At 67.7% G+C, this 22098-nt stretch carries 10 protein-coding genes; 1 reads left to right on the top strand and 9 read right to left on the bottom strand.

Annotated elements, in window-relative coordinates:
* Positions 1-3: 3 nt before the first annotated feature.
* Positions 4-996: a helix-turn-helix transcriptional regulator gene (locus tag ABIC94_RS04990; protein WP_354371799.1), complete on the bottom strand. Its 993-nt coding sequence runs from the start codon at positions 994-996 to the stop codon at positions 4-6.
* 252 nt (positions 997-1248) lie between these two features.
* On the opposite strand from ABIC94_RS04990, the gene ABIC94_RS04985 reads away from it, so the two are divergent.
* Complete coding sequence (locus ABIC94_RS04985) at positions 1249-2124, top strand: AraC family transcriptional regulator (RefSeq protein ID WP_354371797.1); 876 nt, start codon at positions 1249-1251, stop codon at positions 2122-2124.
* Positions 2125-2143: 19 nt separating this feature from the next.
* Here ABIC94_RS04985 and ABIC94_RS04980 read toward each other — a convergent pair whose 3' ends face one another.
* The 8 genes from ABIC94_RS04980 to ABIC94_RS04945 form a co-directional block, all read right to left on the bottom strand.
* Positions 2144-3133, bottom strand: a complete 990-nt coding sequence (locus ABIC94_RS04980) for a LuxR C-terminal-related transcriptional regulator (RefSeq protein WP_354371795.1) — start codon at positions 3131-3133, stop codon at positions 2144-2146.
* A gap of 191 nt (positions 3134-3324) precedes the next feature.
* Positions 3325-17025: a glutamate cyclase domain-containing protein gene (locus ABIC94_RS04975; protein WP_354371793.1), complete on the bottom strand. Its 13701-nt coding sequence runs from the start codon at positions 17023-17025 to the stop codon at positions 3325-3327.
* Between the two features lie 31 nt (positions 17026-17056).
* A complete protein-coding gene (locus ABIC94_RS04970; RefSeq protein ID WP_307640782.1) occupies positions 17057-18088 on the bottom strand; it encodes an EscU/YscU/HrcU family type III secretion system export apparatus switch protein in 1032 nt (343 codons plus the stop codon).
* 10 nt (positions 18089-18098) lie between these two features.
* Positions 18099-18878: a type III secretion system export apparatus subunit SctT gene (gene sctT / locus ABIC94_RS04965; protein WP_354371790.1), complete on the bottom strand. Its 780-nt coding sequence runs from the start codon at positions 18876-18878 to the stop codon at positions 18099-18101.
* A 13-nt stretch (positions 18879-18891) separates the two neighbouring features.
* A complete protein-coding gene (locus tag ABIC94_RS04960) occupies positions 18892-19377 on the bottom strand; it encodes a serine kinase (RefSeq protein ID WP_354371788.1) in 486 nt (161 codons plus the stop codon).
* On the bottom strand, positions 19374-20750 hold the full coding sequence (locus ABIC94_RS04955) for a FliI/YscN family ATPase (RefSeq protein ID WP_354371786.1): 1377 nt from the start codon (positions 20748-20750) through the stop codon (positions 19374-19376). The genes ABIC94_RS04960 and ABIC94_RS04955 overlap by 4 nt, the downstream gene beginning before the upstream one ends.
* Positions 20747-21385, bottom strand: coding sequence for a type III secretion system stator protein SctL (gene sctL / locus ABIC94_RS04950; RefSeq protein WP_354371784.1), 639 nt, complete (start codon positions 21383-21385; stop codon positions 20747-20749). Before sctL ends, ABIC94_RS04955 begins: the two co-directional genes overlap by 4 nt.
* Positions 21367-22089: a type III secretion system protein gene (locus tag ABIC94_RS04945; RefSeq protein ID WP_354371783.1), complete on the bottom strand. Its 723-nt coding sequence runs from the start codon at positions 22087-22089 to the stop codon at positions 21367-21369. Before ABIC94_RS04945 ends, sctL begins: the two co-directional genes overlap by 19 nt.
* Between the last annotated feature and the right edge of the window lie 9 nt (positions 22090-22098).

Genomic DNA, 22098 nt, shown 5'->3' with positions numbered 1-22098 from the left:
GCCCTATATATCGCTGAGCACGCCGAAGTCGCTGTCGCCCTGCTGCACCGCGTTCACCAATTGCACGCGGTTGCGTGCGGCAAAGCGGCGGCGCAGTTGGCGCATGTGGTAGTCCACCGTGTGGGCCGAGAGATCGAGGCGGTTGGCAATCTCCTTGTCGCTGCGCCCCTGCAGCAGGTGCTGGAGGATGTACTGCTGCGTGGTCGAGATCTCGATGCGTGCGGCCGCCCCCGCTTCGCTCGGCATGCGCGAATGGCGCAGCAGGTACTCGTGCACGCTCAGGCCCAGCGTCAAAGCCTGGCCGACGATGTCATCGGTGATCCAGCGGCGGCCCGGCTCGCTCGACTGCAGGCTGATGACGGTGTATTGGTTCACCTGCGTCGGCGACGCCAGGCGAAACATCAGCCCGCTTCGAATGGCGCTGGCACGCAGGTCGTCCAGAAAGCGCTGCCTGCGCCCTTCAGGGTTCTCGGCCGCGGACGCGGCTGCGGACGTTGCAGCGGAAAAAGGCAAGGCCTCGATCTGCTCGATGTCCCACACCAGCGGAAGGCTCGACGCCGGCACGCCCGGCTGCCGCAGGTCCACCTCGTAGAGGCGATGCGAAAAGTAGCGCTGCGTCCACTCGGGGTTTGCATGCGCGGTGAAAAAGCTCAGGGGCCACCAGCGGCCGCGCAGGAAGGTAATGGTGCCGTAGCCAAACCAGTCGAAGCCAAGCGCATTCAGCAAGGCCTGGATGAGATCGCGGCGCTCCTTGTTGCCCGAAGCATTCAGCAGGTCGCCCACGATGCCGGGTACGCCTTCGGCATGCCGGTGCGCCGATTCCGGCAAATAGAGTTGCTCCTCCGAATACAGTTGCGGAAACGGTCCGTCGAGCGGCGGCTCAGCGCCATTGGCCTGTGCACTTGATGGTGCGCACGCAGGCGCGGTCGAATCGAAATCGCTAGCTTCCGGCAGCGTTACCGCCCCGGCTTGTTGCAACAAACTGGCAAGAATCATGAGAGGCCTGATGGAAGTGCCGCATGCATCGACAGACACTGCGGAGTTGAGCCAAACTACCAAACGACGGTTATGCCGCCTTGTAAATTCTTAGCTTCGGGCACATTCGGGGGCTGAAGGCGGGCCGTGGCATCCCACGCCGGCATGCAACTGAATACCTTTGCATGAATGCCCATGCAGGCAAAGCACGAACGGGCACGCCAATTGCTGTTGGTCCATAAAACCAAGACTTCCGGGGAGCGCAGCTTTTCGATGGAACTCCTTGCCTCCCGCTACTGGCGAGATGCTGATCTCACAGGTCTTCAACTGACCGCCAACACGCTGCTGCATCGCGAGATCCGGCCGCACAGGCACGTGGGGTTCACGCTCTCGGTGTCCAACACCGAACTGCACGTGCGCACCGGCACCCGCGTGACAGTCGTGCCACCGGGCGCACTGCTGCGCGTGGCGCCGCAGGTCTGGCACGCCGTGCAGGCGCGCAGTGCGCCGTGGCGCGAGGAAGCGATGTACTGCAGCGCCCCCGTCGCCCGCTGCATCAGCGCAGCGCACGAAAGCACTCCGCTTGCCCGCGTGGAAGACGACGCCGGCGTTTCGGTTTTTCTCGATCCCTCGGAGTCTTCCGACTTTCTCGAATGCCACCGGCTGCTGCACGAGCCTGCGCGCAGCAGCGATGAAGAGAACGGCGCAGCAGGCCGCGCCTTGCTGCGCCAGCGCCTCGCCCGCTGGATTCCGTTGCAGGCACAGCCCACGCGCGTTGTCGACAGTGGCGACGGGCGCATGAACCGGCTGTATGAATTGATCGCCTCCGGCTTTCAGCAGCGCATGACGCTCGATAGCCTGGCCGATGCGGCGGGCCTGCACCCGGTGCACGTGCAGCGGCGCTTCAAGGGCGCCATGGGATTCACCCCGCATGAAATGCTGGTGGGCCACCGCATCGAGTACGCACGCGATCTCATCGCCGGCGGTGCGCGCGTTACCTATGCAGCGCACGCCGCCGGCTTTACCGATCAAAGCCATTTGCACAAGACCTTTCTAGGCACCTATGCCGTGTTGCCGGGCGACTACCGCAGGCTTTCGGCGCTCGACGCCTTGCAGCCGGCATCCGCACGCAACGGCATTGCCGGCTAGGAGCGCGGGGCCGCAGCCGCTAAGGCTGCCAGTCTGCCGCCGCGCTCACCAGCTGAACCCTGTTGCGCACGCCGAAGCGGCGCCGAAGCTGGCGCATGTGGTAGTCCACCGCATGGCTCGACAACCCCAGCGTGTAGGCAATTTCCTTGTCGCCGAGCCCTCGCAGCAAAGACTCGAGAATCGATTGCTGCGTCGGCGAGATCGACGACTTGGCATGCATCGGCTCTTCCTGCCCTCGCATAGCCGCCACGGGCTTGCGTACATGGCGCGACACATGCTCATGCACGCTCAAGCCCAGCATGAGCGCACGGCCCACGGTGGCACCAAGAATCCACCCGCGACCGGGCGTACCCGACATCAGGTCGATGAAGGTGTGTTCATGCATGTGCCCTGGCGTGGCCAGCCGAAAAGAGATGCCGCTGCGAATACCGCTCGCCTCCATTTCGTCCAGCAGCATCCGTCGACGCGCCGCGGTGTCCAGGGCGCCGGTCTCGGCCTGCAGCGGTTGCCTGCATTGCGATTGCGCGAGCGACTCCAGGTCCCACACCAATGGAAGGCCGGACACCGGCGCATCGTTGGCACGCGTATCTACCTCGTGATGGTGCTGTGAGAAATAGCTCCGGATCCATGCCTCGTGGGCGTAGCTCACAAGAACGCTCAGCGGCCGCAGAACACCCTGCCGGTCTTCGAAGGTTCCGTAGCCCATCCATTCGAAACCGATCGATCGCAGCTGCTCCTTCATGAGCGCCTTGCGCGCCGAATGGTCGGGTGCGCCGCGCAGCCCGGCAACCAGCCCGGTCGCATCGCCCTGGCTAGCGGGCGGAGGCAAGGGCTTGTCGTCCAAATAGAAAAGCGCAGCCGTGCCCACCGCATCGCTGCCCCGCGACAGGGGCAAGGCAGGCCCGCTGGACGCCGTGGCCGGCGGTGCGGCAGCGCGGCGCTGCACAAACAATGAAGGGCGGATCGTTACCGCCGGCAAAGGGCTGATCAGTGTCGCGAATGCATTCATTGCCCCCAGTCTAGGAGTGCACGCGCGGCGACACCAATGCCATTGCGGCATGCGTCATAACGCAAATGCATGCCCGCGCCCCGCAATGGAGCGGGGGCACGGGGCAGTGCTACGTCTTTCGGCTCACATGCTTTCGGCTCGCGTACTTTCCGCTCACATGCTGTCCGCTCAAGCAGGCCGGCCGAGGTGCATCACAACCGCAGGTTCCAGGTCTCGCGCGCGTAGTTCCCCAGGCCCTCGATGCTCTGCGGCAGTACCGTCGATTTCAAAGTCACGGGGCCCTCGCTCGTGTGAATCTCCTGCACCACGATCTGCCCGGCCTGTGCCGAGTCGGGATCGTTCACCGGAAAGCTGCCGTCGTTGTCGTTCATCTTGCGGTCGGTAAGCCCGTGCATGACCCGGGTCCACTCGGCGACGGGAATGCCCTGCGGGACGTCCTTCGCCAGCCGGTCGCGCAGCAGCTGCATGCCTTCGTCCACCGTCTTGCCCTCCGACTTCATCAGGGCGTTCCAGGCCACCATCGGAGATACGCCTTCGTGCGTGCAGTCGAGCATGGCACGGGTCTGCGCGTCGGAGAAGCCCCGATCCTTGAGCACGTCGCGCAGCGCCGGGTCGCGCTGCATCTCGCGCGCGTCGACCTGATCGTAGTGGTGGGCAATGTTGTAGAACTGCTTGATGCCGGTGAACACGGCCACCGCTATCCCGGCGATGGTCGCAACCTCGGCCGGAATGGCCAGCAGCGCACCCAGCTCGACCGCACCCACGCGCGTGAGCGCCGCGCCCGTGACGTTCACCAGCCCGACACCGCCGTCCACCAGGCCGCCAACGCCCATGCCCACGTTGGTGTACGTCACCCACGCCGGCACCGTGTCCTTCTGGCCGAAGGCCAGCGACAGATCAGCCGCACCCACGCCGGCCGTGCCCAGGCCGAAGACATACTTCCAGGCCATCTTGCCCTCGATGTCCGCTGCCCCGCCGTCGATCACGCGATTGCCCGCGAGCGAGCGCTCGGCCATCAGCGTGGTGTAGGGCTTGGCCATGAAGAAGGCCTGCGTCGGCGCATAGATGCGGTGGTACCACTGCGTGTAGTCCTGCACCCCGTCGGCCATCGGGCGGAGGTTCGTTATCTCGGTGCTGATGTTGTGCGTGACGAAGCCCGCGTTGGCCACCCAGCGCAGCGCCTGCCCGAAGGCCGTGTTGGCGTTGGTGACGTTGTTGATGGTCTTCGCCCCCACACCCAGCAGCTTCTGCAGTTCGCCGTCGAGCTCGCCGCCCAGGCGCGCATACGCGTTGATGCGCGCCGCATCGGGCAAGCCCGGGTCTACCTTCTGGACCTTCTCCATGTACTTGTCGACCAGTGCGGTGCCCTGGCGCACCTCGTTCGCGTTCAGGCCCAGCACGTTGGCCATGCGCTCCGTCTTCAGCTTGAAGGCATCCCAGCGCGCGGTAAAGCGCGCGGGCTCGTTCACCATGCCGTTGAACTGTGCGTCGGCCAGCATCGACCACACCATGCGGGTGGTGCCCGAAACGTGGCGCGTCACGAACATCACCGGATTGATCAGGTACTCGGTCATGGTGCGCGGGTCGGGCACGCCCTGCGTCGCGCGGCTCAGCAACTCCTGGCGCACCTGCGGGCTCTGGCTGATGGCCAGCTTCACGTCCTCGCTGTCGTACACCTTGCCCACCGTGCCCTCCAGGCCCTGCTCGGCTTCGCTGCCCTTGGCACTGACGCGCAGGCCGTTCAGGCTTTCCTGGGTCTGGTGCAGCGTGCTGCCCCAGTCGCCGATCACCCGTGTCGCACCGTCGATCTTGCCCGCCAGCTCCGGGTTCACGCGCCGGTACTGTGCGATGGCATTGGCGACGCCCTGCGGCGTACCGTCGGAGAAGTTCGCAACGTAGAAGGCCATCGAGGCGCCGACGGCGTTGTAGCCGGCGGTGCCGCGCAGGTTACCGATGGCCTCGCCCAGATGCTTGTCCTGCGCCTGCAAGCCCTTGTCGATGCCGGCGAGTACGCTGTCGCGCATGTCGCCGCGACCCTGCTTTTCCAGCGCGTTCGCCAGCTCGACCGGCAGCTTCGCGCTGCCCTGCACCACCGCGCGCTCCACGCCGCGCTGCAGTGTGACAACGAACTCCGGCCGGTCGACGAAACGGTCCTTCATCAGCTCGGCCGCGAATTTTTCGGAGAACGCCGAGGTGGGCGTGCGCGCGTCAGCCGCCTCGGCCAGGATCGACAGGCCTTCGACCAGACGGTCGAACTGCGACACGCTCGACAGGTCGTCGCTCGGGCGCGGCAGGTTCTTCTGCAGCAGTTCGAGAGCGCCCTGCGCCATGGGCTGCGCAATCTCGGGTGGCGCGTCGCGGTACTGCGCAAGGTAGTCGCCCACGTCCTGCATCTGCATGCCGGCGAGCATGTCGAGCGCTCGCGCGCGCTCCGGCTCGAACAGCGGCAGCAGCGCCGCGGCGGCCTTGTCGCGCTCGGCCGGCGTGGCGCTCACATCGAGCCGCAGGCGGGCCTCCTTCGCAGCGCCGGCCAGGTCGCCGTCGGCCAGCCGCTCCTTCACCACAGCCTCGGAGTGCAGGCGGCCGAGCATGGCGGCGTTGTTTTTCACCGCGGCGTTGAATGCCGCACCGTCGGGCCCGATGGCGATCAGCGAGGCCGCGGCAAAGGCGGCTGGATCGGTGCGCGCGAGCTCGCGGCTCTTGTCGTTGACGAACGCGGGGTGATCGGCCACAAGCTTGGCGTAGTCCATCTGCTCCTGGACGTCGGCGGTGGTGCCCTTGAGCAGCCCGGAGTCGCGCAGGGCGCCGCGCACCGCGTTGTCGCTGTGCACGTCGAGCCGGCCCACGGAAAGCAGTTGCGCGCGTTGCCGGTTGGCCGCGGCCACCGGGTTGGCGCCCTGCTGCACGTCGTTGCGGATGGTCTTCAGCATCTCCGCCGAGAACGCGCCCCAGCGGCTGTCGGCCGTGCTCTGTAGCGCCTTCGCCGAGGCCGGGTCGGCGCCGGGCTGCCGGGCCAGCTGGTCGGCCTGCCCCTGCTGATGCCAGGCCATGCCGAGCGTGACCTCGGCCGGCACCGAGAAGGCCTCCGGCGTGGCACGGAAGCCGGGCGCATCGTTCGTATGCTGCGTGGCCGACGCAATCGGATTGCGCGGCAACCCGACCACGCCGCTCGGCACGTCGTGGCCGGTATCGATCGGGCTCACCATGTTCAGCCCGCTGATACCCACCGCTGCCACCAGCCCCAGCGTGATCTGCCGCTTGATCACCTTGCCGGTGCTCCAGCCTGTGGCCGGGCCGGGCGTCTTCTCCACCACGCCGAGCTTGAAATCGTCGTTGCCGCGCGTCACGTTGCGCAGCCCGTTGGCGGCGTTGGCGCGCGCGGGCGACTGGTTCGAGACGATGAACCAGTCATCCACCGGCTGCGGCGTGGCCTCGCGCGGCGGGCGCACCTTGCGCGAGCGGATCAGCAGGTTGGGATCCGCGCGCTGCTCGGCCGTGGGCTTCTCGGTCTGGAAGGTGATGTCGGTCGTCTCGCGGTTCTTGATGCGGTAGACCCTCTCCTTGTCGCCCTTGGGCTCCAGGCCGAACTTGGCCCCCATCTCGCGCCGGGGCATCAGGCCGCCCACGCCCTGGCCCGGCGTGCTGTTGCCGTACCACCGCACCGTGCTCGTGCCCTGCGCCACGCGGCCCGCACCGCTGATCTGCTGCGCCGTGAGGTCGACCGCCTTGGCCGGGTCGGCGTACAGGTCGGGCTGACGCTTCACACGGTAGACGTAGATGTTCTCGTTGCCGAAGCCGCCGCTGGTGAGCCTGGCGTGCACGGCGGGCCATTCGTCGCCGCGGAAGGCGGCGCTCAGCGGCTCGGCCGGCCGCGGGCCGCCGGGCTTCGGCGCGCCGCCCTTGGGTGGCGCCACCCCGCCGGCGTCCGGGCCATCGTTGTTCGGACCGCCGTCGGCCTTGACCTCGAGCGCCGCCTGGCGATACAGCTCGGCCACGCCCACATGCACTGTCGAGTCGTAGCCGGCGGCATGGTCGATGCCGGTGCGCGACTGGCTGTCCACGCCGCCTTCGCGCGTGATGGCACGCATCACGCGCCGCACCTCGTCGGCCGAGGGCAGCAGGTCGCTGCGGTTGTGGTGCACCTCGAGCGCGGCCAGGGTCGCATCGGCGCCCCAGCTGCCGACGCCCGCCGTCACGAGCTGGTCGACCGTGACTTCGGAAGCAATGCGCTGGCCGTCCGGTGCGCGGCGCACGCGCTTGTCGACGTTGCCGCCGCCGACCTCGTTGCCCACGTCGAGGATCGCAAGCTGCTTGATCTTCGCCGCGCCGCTGCGACCCTCGTTGATCGTTCGCGCCGCATAGAAGAATTCATCGAGCGCAGCCACGTGGCCGGTCACGCGCTCGCCGGTGGAGCTCCAGTACTCGCCCTTGGCATCGCGCCCGGGCGCCTCCACGCTGATGATCGCGTCGGGATTGAGGCGCTTCAGCATCCGCAGGGCTTCGCCTTCAGCGTGCGGACCGATTTTCAGTCCGAAGGACCGCACGTCGATGTCGCCCCGCCCCAGCACCGCGAGCGCGGCCTTCAGCGGCTTGACGTTGGCGGGAATGGTGATGCAAACCGTGTCCTTGCCGAGCTTGGCCAGCCCGGCGGCCAGCACCACCGCACCCTTGGTACTGTCCGACTCGGGCGCCACGCGGCCGGCGGCGGTGCGGATCGGAAAACCCGCCACCACCGCGACCTTGCCGGCGTCGCCGAGCATCTTGGCCGCGGCATACGCACCGCCCGGCACGTGGATCGGAAAGCCCCGGCCCGAGGGATCGAAGGCTTGGAGCGCATCGATGGGATCGCCGGCCTCGTCCTGGTCGAGCAGGCGCTGGGCCTGGGCGACATCGACGTCTTTGCCCAGTTCCTTCAGCGGCACCAGCGTGACGTCGTCGCGCTGGAGCGCGATGCGCAGCGTCTGCAGCACCTCGCTCTGCTGCACCGTGGCCTGGCCTGGATCGGTGCCGGTGCGGATGGCCTCGGCCTTGTCGGCCACCGCCGTGGTGATGCCGATGGCCCGGCTCGGGCCCGTGCCGGTACCCGGCGGCAGATTCTCGGCCACTTCGATGGCCCGCATGGCCTGGTAGGCCATCGGGTTGATCATCTTCACATCCGAACGGCCGCGGTCCTGCAGCGATTTGGTGAAGAACGGCTCGAGCTCGGGATAGTGCGTGCAGCACCACGAGACGGTCGTGACGTCGGGCTTCGCGGCCAGGATCTTGTCGGCATAGTGGTCGGCCGCGCCTTGCATGCGCGCCCGCATGTCGACGTTCATCGGATCGGCCATGTACTGGTTCACGATCGATGCCACGTCGAAGCCGTCGTCGGTGCCGCCGACCGGCAGCACATCCTTGTCGCGGTAGACGCCAATCAGGTCCGTGCCGGGCAGCGGCAGCGTCGCGCTCGCCTCGGTGGAGAACGCGACCACGCGTTCCCCCTGGTCCACGAGGCCCTCGTGGAAGGAGCGCGTGCTGTGGATCAGGTCGATGACCGGCGCGTTGATGCCGCGTGCGTACTCGCCCTTGCCCGAGGTGCACGCGGTGTTGCAGGCCATCACGATCAGGTCCACGCCGAGCTTGTCGAGCGTCTCGAGGCCGGCGCGCGTGTGGTCGGCAATCTCGGTCTTGGACTTGGGGCCGTAGGTGCCCGCCCCGTGGTCGCCCACCATCACCAGGTCGACGCGCGCGCCCGTGGTCTCTTCGACCACGCGCTTGATCTCGGCCGCGGCAATGATGCCGCCCGAGCCAGAATCGAACACGCCCAGCCGCAGCCGCACGCCGCGCAGGTCGATGGCCGGCGCCATCTGGATCTTCTCGGCGCGTATGCGCAACATCGCGGCCACCGCGGCCTCGACGTCGGGCGACATGCCGCCCACGCCCGAGGTTCGCCCGCGCGAATCGGTCGAAAAGGGCACGCGGCTGCGCGTCTCGCTGTCCACGCCGCCCGCCTTCATCATGTCCATGACCATGCTGCGGATGGCACGCTCGTCCGGCACGGCGCTCAAGGCGCCGGCGCGCCGCAGCACCTCGGTGCCGAAGGCATAGCCGACCCAGTTGGTGCGCCCGCCCGTCATCGCCACGTCGGCCGTGACGATCGAGGCGATGGGGGTGCCGTTCGGCGCGGGCTGCACGCGCGTGTGCACGTCGGGATGGCCGCCGCCCACCTCGTTGCCAAGGTCGAAGCCGGCCACGGTGGTGATGCGGTCGTTGCGCGTGGCATCGATGAAGAGCTGGTCGCGCGCTGCGGTGTGGTAACCGACCGCCTGGCCATGGCTGTTGTGGTATTCGCCCTTTTCGGTGCGGCCGGGCACGTCGAAGCCCATCAGCAGGTCGGGCTGGTGGCGCCTGAGCAGGACGGCGGAGCGCCACTCGGCAAGCTTGCCGCGCGCATTGAAGCTCACGATCTCGTAGTGCTCGCCCTTGCGCTCGCCAAGCGCCTCGAGCGCAGCCTCGAGCACCTTGCGCTGCCGGCGTCCCGCGGCCACGTAGGTAACCTGTGCATCCACGCCATGCATCTGGCCCGAGTACAGGCGCGCCGCCTTGCCGGCCACTGCCGCGCCGCCGGGGCCGCTGGTCTCGGCGCGGCCGTTCTCGATCGTGTAGCCGGCGGCAATCATCACGCGCGGCGCTCGGCCCTCGGCCACCGCGCGGTCGATGGCCGCCGTCGCTGCATCGGCGCCCTCCTCGATGCCGCCCTGGCGGAAGATGCCTTCGGCCGGACGGCCGACAGGCATCGTGAGCGCGGCGTTGTAGACGTGCGGGTGGCCGGCCGGGGCTGCGGCCGTGAGGTCCCAGCGGTCGAACTGCGGGTTGGCAATGCCGACGGGGAAGACGCTCCTGTCTTTGCCGACGTAGAAAGCCCCGACGATGTTGTGCGAGCGCGCCTTGCCCGCGCGGGTCATCTCGCCGATGCCGCCTTCGGGCGCAACGCGGTAGACCCATGCGCCGCCGTCGCGCTTGGAGACCGCTTGCTGCACCTTCTCGATGGTGTCGAAGACCTCCTTGCGCTTGGCGCGCACGTCGTCCCCGCTGAAGATGCCCTTGCTGGGGGGGCGGGTCGACACCACGAAGCACTCGTGCGAGCCGGGGGCCGGGTTCTTCATGAGCGCCTGCGTCACGGCCTTGTCGGCGTCGGACAGGATCATGCCGGCCGGCAGCTTGCCGGGCTGGCCGGCCTCGTGCTGCTGCGCAATGGTGTCCTCCAGATGCAGCGCGGCAGCCATCCAGTCGCCATCGGTGCCGAAGGCCGAAGGCTTGAGCGGAAGGCCGTCGTCGCCGGCGCTGGCGGCGCGCTGCACGGGGCGGCTGTTCAGCACCACCGGGCCGCCGGGCGCCGGGCCCTCGCCCCTGGGCACCGGCTGGTTGTGCTGCACGGCGTTGTAGAGCTGCTCGGCCCAGTCCTGATGCGAGCCGGTCGAAAGGTCTTCTGCGCCATGGGCATAGAAGGCATCGAGCTTTTCGCCGAGCACCGAGATGAGCTGCTCGCGCGCCGAATCCGAAAAGCGTGCCCGCTCCATCAGGGCGCCGATCTCGGGATTCATCCGCAGTATCGCGTCGACCGTGACAGCGGTGTAGGCGCCGTGATCGAAGCTCTTGCCGTCCGCGAGCCTGTAGCGGCCCAGCTGGCCATCGAAGCTCGCATCGCCGGTTTTGGGGCCGAAGCGCGCTTCATCGAATTGCTGGGCCTTGCGCTCGGCATAGGCCTCTTCGAGCGCCAGCCCGGTCGTGCGCTTCTGCGCGGGATCGAAGCGCAAAAAGCCCGTCATCGGCTCGATGACGTAGGTGGGCTGCAGCGTGTCGGGGTCCTGGTGGTCCTTGAGGACGAATACGTTGCGCTGGTTCTCGTTGCCGTGCGCGAGTTCGTGCGCTGCGGTGCGCAGCGTGGGCGCAGTGCCATGCCGGCTCTCGCTGGCGGGATCGCGCACGACCAACGCCACGCCGTCCCGGCGATGGTAGATGCCTTGGCCCTTTTGCAATTGCTCGGGGCCGACCACGCGAAGGTCTACCGGCTTCATGCCGGATTGCTCGCGCCACGCCTGCAGGCTGTCGAGATCGAGGCCCTGCTCATGGCTAGGCAACGCGAGCAGCCTGGACCGCGCCTGCTGGGCACGTTCGAGCGCCTGCGCCACACGCGGGTCGTTGGCCGAAATCTGCGTGACGCGCTTCGACTTGTCCATGTAGTAGACGGTGGCGTCGTCCGGCACGTGCAAGAAGTTGTCCCGCGCGGCGCTGCCCGGCAGGATGAGGCCCGAGGCCGCCCGCGTGGCGGCTTGCACCACCGGATAGCTCGCCCGCAGCGCCACTGTCTCGGCGATGTTGCTGTGCGGATTCGGGCTCACGTCGCGAAGCGTCGCCGGCGCGTTGCCAGGCTTGTCGATGTGGACCGTGGCCAGCACCGCCTCGGGCGGCACCCCGCCATCCGCACCGAGCTTGGGCTCGTAGACGAGGGCGATGTTGTCGTGCCCGCGGTCGCCGGTGCCCGCCTGCGCGGCATCCAACGCGTCCTTGAGCGTGATGTAGCGCGCGGGCGGCAGCGCGGCCAGGGCCTCGGGGCCGTCAGCGCCGGCATACGCGGCGCGGCGCCCTGCAGGCGTCTCGCCGTCCACCGCGCGCGGCAGCCCGCGCTCGCCGGCATTGAGTGCCAGGCCGGTGTTCTCGTCGTAGGGCGTGGCGTGCAGGTAGAACGCGGTGTTGCGCAGCGTGCCACCCGATTGCAGGATGGACTTGAGCGTGCCGGCCCAGCTCACCGTGTGCAGGCTGCTGCCGGGCGGGGGCAGCGCATAGTCGGAACCGTTGTTGTTGTTGTTCGGCCCGTCCACGCCGTTGCTGCCATCCAGGGCATCGGCCATGTTGGACTGGTCCTGCCCCTCGGGTTCGGCCGGCACCGTGCGCGAGAGCAGCGGTACCACGCCGTCGGTCGAGATCTCGCCGCCTTCCTTGACGGCATGCACGATGAAGCCAGGGGCGCCCGCCTCGGCATCGGGGTTGTGCTCGATACGGATCTGATCGAAGCCGGCGCTGCGCAGCCGCTCGTGGATTGCAGTTGCCTGCTCGGGATCGATGTCCGCAGCTTCACCGTTGCGCGGCATCGGGCCATCCGGGCGATCGGCGGCAACATGCAGCTCGACGCGCCCACCCGGCGCCATTGCTTCCGACACCTGTGCGGGCACGAGGCTGTCTTCATTCGCCAGGTGCGGCATCGCGAGACCGTTCACTACCAGCTCGTCGTGCAGGGCGGGGGTGGGTGCCGCATTCTGCGCGGCCTGGGCCTGGCTGCGCGCGCGCGCAGCCATGGCCGGGTGCAACGCCACGTTGTTGAACGTGCCCGGAATCACCTGCAGCGAGGCCGCGATGAACTCGCCGCGGTTCATGCGCCGGCCCTCGTTGACCAGCGAGATCAGGTCGCCGGTGCCCAGCCCCGCCGCGCCGTCGTTCCCAAACTGCGCACTGAGCCCGACGTAGGTCAGCCGCTGCTTGGCCGCCACGCCGCTGGCCTGCGCCTGTGCCTGCACGGCGGGCGATACCGCCTTCCACAGCGGGATTGCGCCCGACACGCCGCCCGTGATCGGCGCTGTGCCCAGGCCCACCGCCGAACTGACGAAGGTCGCGCCAATGCGCTTGTCGCCCTCTTCCGTGCCAAGTTTGCCGTCGAGCCCCACTCGGCCTATTTCCACCGCCACGCGGCCTGTGCCGTCGACGGCCTGCGAGGTGATGCCCGCGCGCGTGCCGACCACCGCGCGCCCGCCGAGATGGAGCGCGCCCTTGCCGCCGACCATCGTTCCATTGGCCAGCATCTTGGCGCTTAAGGCGGTGCTGGTCCTGATGCCCGCGCCCACGCCGGTTGCGGTAACGGCGTTGGTGGCGACATCGACGACTTCGTCCTTCAGCGTGAACTTGACGTCGTCCCAGCTTGCATTGCCGGTCAGCACCTTGGCCTCAAGCGTCCACAACGAGGTGTGGCCGTCGGCGTAAATGTCGCGCCCCTGCGCGGCGGCGACCACGTCGCCCGTGGTGTCCCACAGTGCGCTGACGGCCATCGCCGCACCAAACCCCACGGCCACGTTGCCGCCCGAGGCGATGGTGGCGGCAATGCCCGCGGCCGCCGTGACCGTCATGCGCACTGCGTCGTCGACCACGCTCCAGGTGCCGTCGCTGTCGCGCACCCGGTCGGCCATCTTGTCGGACTCGACGTCGTAGGCGTCCATGAACTCGTTCTCGCGGCGCGCGTATTCAGAGGCCGAAATCCTTCCCCCGCGGAGGTCGTCGCGCAGGTCGCGCAGCCCGTCACGCTGTTTCTCTGTGTAGTTCTTGGCGTCTTCGGCCGAGTCGCCGGCCATGTTGCCCCAGACGTCACGCACCCAGGTGTGCCCTTCGATGCCCTTCTCGATGCCCTCGAGGTCTTTCTCGAGGCGGTCGTCGTCCTTGTCGCCGATCTTCAGCCACTGGTCTGTGAGTGAATAGCGCAGGTTGATCGCCGCCTGGAGCTCCTTGCCTTCGTCGGACGCGGACAGGAGCTTGTGGATTTGCCCGCTGCGATATTCGGCCGCGCGCAGGCTGCGCTGGTCCTGGTCTTTGCCCAGCGCGTCCAGCTCCTTCTGGGTCTCGGGATTGCGCTTGCCCCACTGGGCGATGTAGTCGTCCACCGAGCGCGTCTTTTCGCGCAGGGGCCGCTCCGAAATGTCCTTGATCTGGCCGTTGAGCTTGGTGGTGGCTTCCTGGTTGTCCTCGGTGTATTTGTCCTCGGCCTTCTTGAGGGCCTCGGGATCTGCGCGGTCGGGCGCGGACACCGTCTTCAGGTACTCGGAATGCTTCTTGTGCTCGCCGACCTCGAGGTTGCCGATCTCGCCGTCGGCCACGTTCTTGGCCAGCTTGTCGAGCGCCTCCTGGTCCTTGAACTTCTCCGGCATGACCGTCGGATTGGCGTCGGTCCACGCGTCTTTCTTCTGCTGCAGCCGGTCGAACTCGCCCTTGGCCAGATGGGTATTGGCCGCACCGCTCGCAATGGACGCATGGTCGTAGCGAATGACGGAATCCAGCGCCGCGTCGCTGGCCTGGTTGCGATTGAGCCAGGCATTGCGCGCGGGCCGTCCCGCATCGGTGAGGTATTTGTCGCCATGCTCGTCCATCATCTCCTGCTGCTGGACGAAGGCCTTCCATGCAGCCTTGTTTTCTTCCTCGGAGTTGCGGTACATCGGCCCCGCGGGAGTGGCGCCCTGGGCCTCGCGCTTCTGGATCTCTTTTTCGTCGAGACCGTTCCAGAGCCAGGTGCGCTTCCAGGCCTGGAACTCGGTCTGCAGGTCTGCATCGGCCTGGTCCTTGGCATCCTGCTTCTTCACCTGGTCGACGCCGGCCTTGGCCAGGTCCACGTCCTTGTCGGCCACGTCGACAAGCCGGTCGACATGGTCGAGCAGTTCGAGCCGGTCGTCGAGCGCCTTGGCAGCCGTGGCCTGGTCCTTGCTGCCGGGCCGCGCATAGGCGAGATTCTCGTAGGCCACGCGCGCCTGCTCGTCGATCGTCACTTGCTGCTGCTTGGTGAGCGCCGCGGTGGCCTTGGTGTTGGCGATCGTGGCCTCGCCGCGTGCATCGGTCTGCTGAGACACCAGCAGCTTGCGCTGCTCGACCAGATCGGTCACCGGTTCGCCCATGCGCTTGTAGAGGCGAATCGTCTTGTCGAGGTCGCTGATCTGCTGGCCGTAGCCGTCGGCGTACTTGGCCTTGTCCTCGGCCTGGTGTTGCAGGTAGCCGAGGCCGCCGCTGACCTCGACGCGCTCGGACTTGCCGGTCTTCGGGTCCTTCTGCGTGACCGTGTACTTGGTCTTGTCGTCGATGTCCTCGCGGCTGCCGCCGCCGTGGTTCCAGTCGTTCCTCTCGACCACCAGCCGGTTGGTGGCGGGATCGTAGATCGTGCGGGTCTCGACGTGGCCGTTGTCGGCGCTGGGCTTGTTCACATCGACCGTGCCTTCGGGCAGCGCCGCGAGCACCTCGTCTTCCGTCATGCCCATCGCCTTGGCGGTTTCGGCCACGGACTTCTTGTCGTCGAAGATCGACTTTCGCGCTTCCTCGCCCGGGCCGTTCTTTCCGTCGGGCTCGCCCATCAGCACCGTGCGCCGGCCGCTCGCGCTCGTGGCCACCACTTGCAGGGTGCCGTCGCTCGCGGTGGTCTTCTCGAGCGTCGAGCCGTCCTTGTTGAAGGTCTTGACCGTGGTGGGTACGCCGGCCACGACCAACTCCTGGCCGGGCTTGAGCGCCTTGCCGTAGTCCACGTCGGGGTTCAGCGCCAGCAACTGCTCGGGGGTCAGGTTCGCGGCCTTGGCCACCTCGAGGTAGCCTTCGTAGTCGCCCACAGGGCGCGTGACCTGCGCGCCGGTCAGCGAGGTGGTGGTGTCGGTGCGCTTGCCGTGCTTGTCCTCCACGCTCACCGTGCGCGTGCCGGCGCTGCTGTCGATGGTGGTGGTGGTCGTGGCGCCGGTCTTGGCGTCCTTGGTGACCTGGCTGTATCGCCCCTTGCCGTCTTCCGTCGCGTCGATGGCCTTCTGGCCGCCGGGCGCCTTCGAATCGGCAATGTTGCCCTTGACCGAAAGGGTGTCCTGCTTGTCGTTGCGGCTGTAGGTCAGCGAGGCATCGCCGCGCTGGATGGTTGTGGCCTGCACGCCGTCTTTCGGCGCGGCGGTGGTGATCTTGACGCCCGCCGCGTTGGCCTCCGACAGCACCTGGTCAACGCGCATCTTGCGATCGCTCGCAATCTGCTCCACGCTCTTTCCGTCGGCAATGTCCGTGAGCGTTTTTTTCACCTGCGGCGTGACAGCCGGCTCGGGCGCCTTGAGATAGGTGGTGAACGGCGAGGTTGCGTTGGTGCCGGTGCCGGACGACAAGGTGGACGGGGGCACGAGCAGGCTATTGCTGGTTGTGCCGGTGGTGCCGCTGTTCCCGGTAAGACCGGTGTAGCCGGAAGTCAGCGTCGGGGTGAACAGCAGGCCGTTGTTGGCAACCGGGTTGGCGGTGGGCTTGGGTGAAACCTGCAGCAGCTGCGTGAGCGGCGTCTGCAACGGATCGTCGGTGGCCTTGGTGGACGGTCCCGCCGTGGTGGCCGGCGCCGGCGGGCCCCAGAACTCGGCGTTGGCCTCTTCGCCAATCTCACTGGCGAACTTCTTCGTTGCGGCATCGGCCTCCCCGCGCAGCGTCTTGGCCTCTTTCTCGGCATCGCTGAGCGCGGTGCTCTCTTTCTCGGTGATGGTGGACGAGGGGCGGCCCGGCGTAGGTGTCAGCCGGTCGACCTTGGCCTCCGCGTCCTGCGCCTTGCTTTCCTTTTCCTGCGAGTCGAGATAGAGCTTCGAGAGGTTGCTGGTCTCTTGCGCGTCATTGCGCTCGGTCTGCGCGTCCTGCACCTTCTTGTCGGTCGCGGCGGAGGCCTTGGCTTCGGGGCTCTTCTTCTCCTCGCGCTTCTGCTCGACCTTGGCGTTGAGCAGCGTGACATCCTTGTCCTTGAGGTTGGCCTGCGCGCTCGCCTCCTTGGCGCGCGCATCTTCCAGCTTGGCTTCCTGCTGCGCCTTCTTGGCCTTGTTGGCGTCGGCCAGCTGCTTGGTTTTTTCTGCCTGGGCCTCCATCGCCTCAGCATGCTTCCTGGCTTCGGCCGCCTTGCGCTGCGCCTCGATGGCGCGCTTGCGGGCTTCCTCGGCCTGGCGCTGCATCTCGCGCAGCTTCTCGAGCAGCGCCTCGAGCTGGCGTTGCAGTTCCCGCGCGCGCGCCGCGGCGTCCGACTCGGCCGAACTCGCAGGCTGCTGCGCCGTGTTCACGGGGTTGGGTACGTTCACCGGCACGCGTGCGCTGCCGCCACCATCCGCAATCAACATGGCTTGTTCCTTTCGATCGGTTTCACAAGATTCATTCGCTGCCTTGCGCCCAGCGCAGCAGCTTCGCCACGGGCGCATACAGTGCGCGTGGAATCGGCTGGTCTTCGGGCGCTTCCTCGTAGATGCGCTCGGCCAGCGCGGGCTCGAATTCGGTCGGGATCAATCCTTCGCTCGCAAAGCGCCGGATCTGTGCGGCCACCTCGCCCTCGCCGCGCGCGATCACGCGCGGCAGGTCGGTTTCGCCGAGGTATTGCAGGGCGACGGCGACGCGCGGCGAATGGATCACGGCCGACGACGCGCGCACCCTGTCGTTGAGGCTTGCGTACACCGCCTCGAAATGGGCCGAGCGCCGGCGCGAGCGGTTGATGGGGTCGCCCTCCATCTCCTTGTATTCCTGGCGCACCTCCTCGATGGACATGCGCTGCTGCTTCATGAACTCGTGGTGTTCGTGCACATAGTCCACGGCGGCCATCACCGCGTAGATCACCACCGCCCAGCCGAAGGCGACCAGCACCATGTGGGCAGAGGCCGTCATGATTCCCTCCGGCCGCGCGTAGCCCAGCTTGAGGGCTGTATCGAGAAAGCCGCGCACCACCACGAACATCAGCGCAGCCAGCAATGCGGTCTTGGTGCACATCTTCAGCAGGTTGATGACGCTGCGCGTCGAGAAGATGCGCGCAAGGCCCTCGGCCGGGTTCATGCGGTTCATGTCGGGCTTGATGCGTTCCCAGGCCGCCACGCCGCCGACCTGGAACAGCGAGCCCACGATGCCGGCCACGGCGGCGATGGCCATGACCGGCAGCGTTCCCCACACCAGGGTTTCGCCGGTATGCAGCAGCAGCTCGGCAAAACGATCTTCGGGCGCCGTCAGCAAGGTGGTGCTGGTCGCATGGAGCCAGAGCTCGCGCAGCAGGTTGTAGATGAGCTGCCCGCCGAGCCACAGCGACACCACGACCACCACGAACACCACGGTCGAGGCCACGTCGGTGCTGAACACCACTTCGCCGCGCTTGCGCGCGTCGCGCAGGCGCTTGGGCGTCGGGTCCTGGTCTTTCTCTGCCATGCTTCGTCCGCTACAGCGTGGAGCGCAGGAAATCGAGAACCCCGTTCTCGGGTCGCAGAAACTCCTGCAGCGACTCGTACACGAAGAACAGGAACAGCAGCATCATCAAGTGCGCCAGCAGGCTCTTGAGCGGCTGCGCAAAGACGAACACGTTGAGCTGCGGCGCCACCCGGCCTACCAGGCCCACGCCAAGTTCCACCAGCAACAGCACCACGATGACGGGCGATGCCAGCTTCACGATCCAGAGAAACAACGTGTCGCCCTGGCGGATGGCGAACTGTTCGAGCACCAGGCCCAGGTTGGGAAAGAAGGAGCCCACCGGCCAGATGCGATAGGAGTCGACGATCACGCCCAGCATCGCGAGCAGGCCGCCCGCCGAAACGAAAAGCGTGATGACCATCCAGCCCAGGAACTCGCTGGTCACGCCGTTCTCGTGCCCGGCCACGGGATCGAAGAAGGAAGCGTTGCTGGAGCCGGTCTGGAAGTCGATCAAGTCGCCCACGCTCTGGATGGCCCAGATGAAGATGCCGAAGCCCAGGCCCAGCATCAGCCCGATCAGCGCCTCCTTGCCGGCGATGAGCACCCAGGTGGCCATCGACGCGGCCGGCACCTCGCCCGCCACCGGCGACATGAAGATCGCGAGCATCAGCAGGATGCCGTTGCGCACGGTGCCGGTGATCATGCCGCCAGACAGGAAAGGCACGACCGCGAAGATCGCGAACAACCTCGGCAGCGTGAGCACCACCGCCGAGAAAAACTGCTCCATGTTGCCGAGTTCGAAGCTTTCCATGGCTGCTGCGTACCTAGGCGGGCCGGCGCATGGCCCATGCCTGCGCGGTGCTCTCTTCGTTGACATCTTCGAGCCGCAGCTCCTGCAGGTGCAGGCGCTCGGTGTGAGCGCGCTGCTGCATCTGCTGGGCTTTTTCGAGTTCGCCGTGGGCGGCGCGCAACTGGCGGCGGCTTTGCTCCAGCACCTGCTCGCGCTCGGAGTGCGCTCGCGCAGCCAGCGCCGTGACCTGGCCGGCCTGCGCGATCTGCGCATCGAGCGTGCCGCTCCAGGCGCCCGCTTGGCGGAACTCCGCCACGCTGTACTGGCCGCCCGATAGCGCGCCGCGCGTGGCTTCCCAGTGCTGCAGCTTGTTCTGCACCTGTTGCTGCTGCGCGGCCTCGGCCTGCCGCAGTTGCGCCTGGCTCTGCTCGGCGGCCGCACGGTCGCGCGCAACCACGCCCATGGCGGCGGTTTTCTGCCGCTCGCGCACGTCGGCCAGGAGCTTCCAGTCGATGCTCATGCGGCGTGCTCCGTTCGGGCGGGCCGGCGCAGCAATGCCGCCAGCGACTGCTCGAAAGGCAGGCTGGTCTTCGGCGGCTGCGACAGAAAGTCGAGCATCGCGGGCCGCGCCTGAATTGCCTCGTCGGCCAGCGCATCGCTGCCCGGCCGGTATTCGCCGATCTGCACGAGCAGCTCCATCTCCTGGTACTTGGCCAGCAGGCTGCGAAAGTGCGCGGCTGCCGCGCCGTGCTCGCGCGAGGTCACCAGCGGCATCACGCGGCTGATGCTGGCCAGTACGTCGATGGCCGGGTAGCGATTGGCCGCCGCAATCTTGCGCGAGAGCACGATATGCCCGTCGAGAATGGAGCGCACCTCTTCGGCGATCGGGTCGTTCTCTTCGTCGCCCTCGGTCAGTACCGAGTAAACGGCGGTGATGGAGCCGGTCTTGCCCTGCCCCGCGCGCTCCAGCAGCTGCGGCAGCATCGAAAAGATCGACGGCGGATAGCTGCGCCGCGTTGGCGGCTCGCCGCTCGCGAGGCCGATTTCGCGCTGCGCGCGCGCAAAGCGCGTGAGCGAATCGACCAGCAGCAGCACCTTCTTGCCCTGGTCGCGAAAATGCTCGGCGATGGTGGTCGCCGCATAGGCGGACTTGATGCGCTCCATCGGCGGCCGGTCGGAGGTGGACACCACCATCACCGTCTTGGCCAGCCCTTCCGGGCCGAGGTTGTGTTCGATGAACTCCTTCACCTCGCGTCCGCGCTCGCCGATCAGCGCAATCACGTTGACATCCGCCGTCGATCCGCGCGCCAGCATGCCGAGCAAGGTGCTCTTGCCCACGCCGGGCGGAGCGAACACGCCCACGCGCTGGCCTTCGCCCAGGGTCAGCAGCGTGTCGACGGCGCGGATGCCGGTCGCCAGGGGCGCGTCGATCATGCGCCGCGCGAGCGGGCTCACCGGTTCGCGGTGCACGGGCAGCCGCGCGTGCACCGCGAGCGGGCCGAGTTCGTCGATGGGCTGGCCCAGCGCGTCGAGCACCCGGCCCAGCAGGCCGGCACCCACCGGGCACACATGGCCGCGCCCCGTCGGCACCACCTCGGTCAGCGCCGAGATGCCGGTGATCGGGCCCATCGGCGTGAGGATGGCCGTGTTGCCGCGAAAGCCCACCACTTCGGCCAGCAGCGGCGGCTCGCCGGGCGTGACCAGTTCGCACAGTTCGCCCACATGGGCCTGGATGCCGGTGGCGTCGATCAGCATGCCGACCGCCTTGCTGACCCGGCCGCGCATCGCCACCGGCGTGACATGCGCGAACGCTGCTTCCAGCTCGGCCACGATGTCCAGTGCCGCACCGGACATGCCGACGGTGCGCGGTGCCGTGGCCGCTTTCGCGCTCATCGAACCCTCCCCGACGGCGGGATCATGCCGCCCTGCTCGACCGCGCGGCGAAAGGCCTCCAGCTGCGCTTCGACACCGATCTCGAGCACACCGGTCGAGGTTTGCACCATGCAGGCACCGGCCGGCAGATCCGCATCCGGCGCAATGGTCATGGCCATGCTCCAGCTGGCGTCGCTGCGCAGCCGGTGCAGTGTCTCGCGCATGTTGGCTTCCTGCTCGGGCGCCACGCGCACCGTGATGAACGGCTCCGCGCGCAGCAGCGCCTCCACGCGCACCAGGGCCGAGCGGAACAACACCGTCGGATCGGCCTCGGCCAGGAACTGCCCCACCGCCTTGACGACGATCTGCGCCATCGACGTTCGCAGCGCGTGCAGCTGCCGCTCGACGGCCATGCTTTCGGCCACGAGCTGCGTGGCGTATTCGGCGCGGGCCTGTGCGAGCCCTTCCTCGTAGCCCTTTCGCCGACTGGCTTCGGCACCGTCTTCGGCTTGCTGCCCGATTCGCGCCGCTTCCTTGCGCGCGGTATCGACCACCGCGGCCGCATCGAGCAGCGCCGCGTATTCGTTTTCCTTCAACACCTTGCGCTCGCTCAAGAGCTGCAGGTTGTCTGTGGTGATCAGAAAAGCCAGTCCCATTGCGGCAGTCTTTCGGGAACGATGCAGGAGAGCATCAGTTCATTGAGTTGCGAGGCCTGGCGAGGCTCGAAGGCCGGTACGCTCAAGGCGGAGATGCGGCGCGGCAGCTTGTGCTTCAGGCGCTCCCGCACCAGCGCCCCTTCGGGTGCGGCGGCGCCCAGCAGCAGCCGGTAGCCGCGATCGAGCACCACGCGGCCGGTGGCCATGGGGCGCTGCTGCAGCACGGTGCGGTCCATCCGCAGTTCGGTAAGTTGGGGCACGCGGTCGAGCACGAAGTCGACGGCGTCTCGGTCGAAGCGGCGCGCCTGGCGGCGGATCTGCAGGCCCGCACCGCCGCGCAACTTGAAAAGCGGCAGGTGCGCACAGAAACCGACATAGGCCGCGAGACGCCGCAGCGACGCGGCATCGAGCAAAGCCAGCCGCTTGAGCCGCGAGTCGAAGTTGTAGTCGGCCGCTGCATGAGCCTGTGCAGGAGGTTGCGCATGGCCGGGCTCCTGCCCGCGCCGCAGCAGATCGGCCAGCACGGTACGGCCGGCGGGCCCCAGGCGCGCTAACGAGCGATGCCGCACCGGCCAGTCCGGCGGCAGCCAGCTCGGGTGCAAATCGGCTTCGGGGTGCAGGTTGAAGCGCATCACCAGGCGCACCAGGTCCATCGGGCCGGGCATGGCCGCGGAGGTGGGTGGAGCGGTGTTCGGCGCCTGCATGGGTGGGCG

It is taken from the genome of Variovorax paradoxus, from assembly GCF_040544635.1.
GTDB lineage: Bacteria > Pseudomonadota > Gammaproteobacteria > Burkholderiales > Burkholderiaceae_C > Variovorax > Variovorax paradoxus_R.
Note: the sequence above shows the minus strand (reverse complement) of the source record. Positions and strands in the feature narration are given on the sequence as shown.

Bases quoted from the DNA above. Each gene is read 5' to 3' on its own strand.
- ABIC94_RS04990 (WP_354371799.1), bottom strand. From the start codon at position 996: ATGATTCTTGCCAGTTTGTTGCAACAAGCCGGGGCGGTAACGCTGCCG.
- ABIC94_RS04985 (WP_354371797.1), top strand. From the start codon at position 1,249: ATGGAACTCCTTGCCTCCCGCTACTGGCGAGATGCTGATCTCACAGGT.
- ABIC94_RS04980 (WP_354371795.1), bottom strand. From the start codon at position 3,133: ATGAATGCATTCGCGACACTGATCAGCCCTTTGCCGGCGGTAACGATC.
- ABIC94_RS04975 (WP_354371793.1), bottom strand. From the start codon at position 17,025: ATGTTGATTGCGGATGGTGGCGGCAGCGCACGCGTGCCGGTGAACGTA.
- ABIC94_RS04970 (WP_307640782.1), bottom strand. From the start codon at position 18,088: ATGGCAGAGAAAGACCAGGACCCGACGCCCAAGCGCCTGCGCGACGCG.
- sctT (WP_354371790.1), bottom strand. From the start codon at position 18,878: ATGGAAAGCTTCGAACTCGGCAACATGGAGCAGTTTTTCTCGGCGGTG.
- ABIC94_RS04960 (WP_354371788.1), bottom strand. From the start codon at position 19,377: ATGAGCATCGACTGGAAGCTCCTGGCCGACGTGCGCGAGCGGCAGAAA.
- ABIC94_RS04955 (WP_354371786.1), bottom strand. From the start codon at position 20,750: ATGAGCGCGAAAGCGGCCACGGCACCGCGCACCGTCGGCATGTCCGGT.
- sctL (WP_354371784.1), bottom strand. From the start codon at position 21,385: ATGGGACTGGCTTTTCTGATCACCACAGACAACCTGCAGCTCTTGAGC.
- ABIC94_RS04945 (WP_354371783.1), bottom strand. From the start codon at position 22,089: ATGCAGGCGCCGAACACCGCTCCACCCACCTCCGCGGCCATGCCCGGC.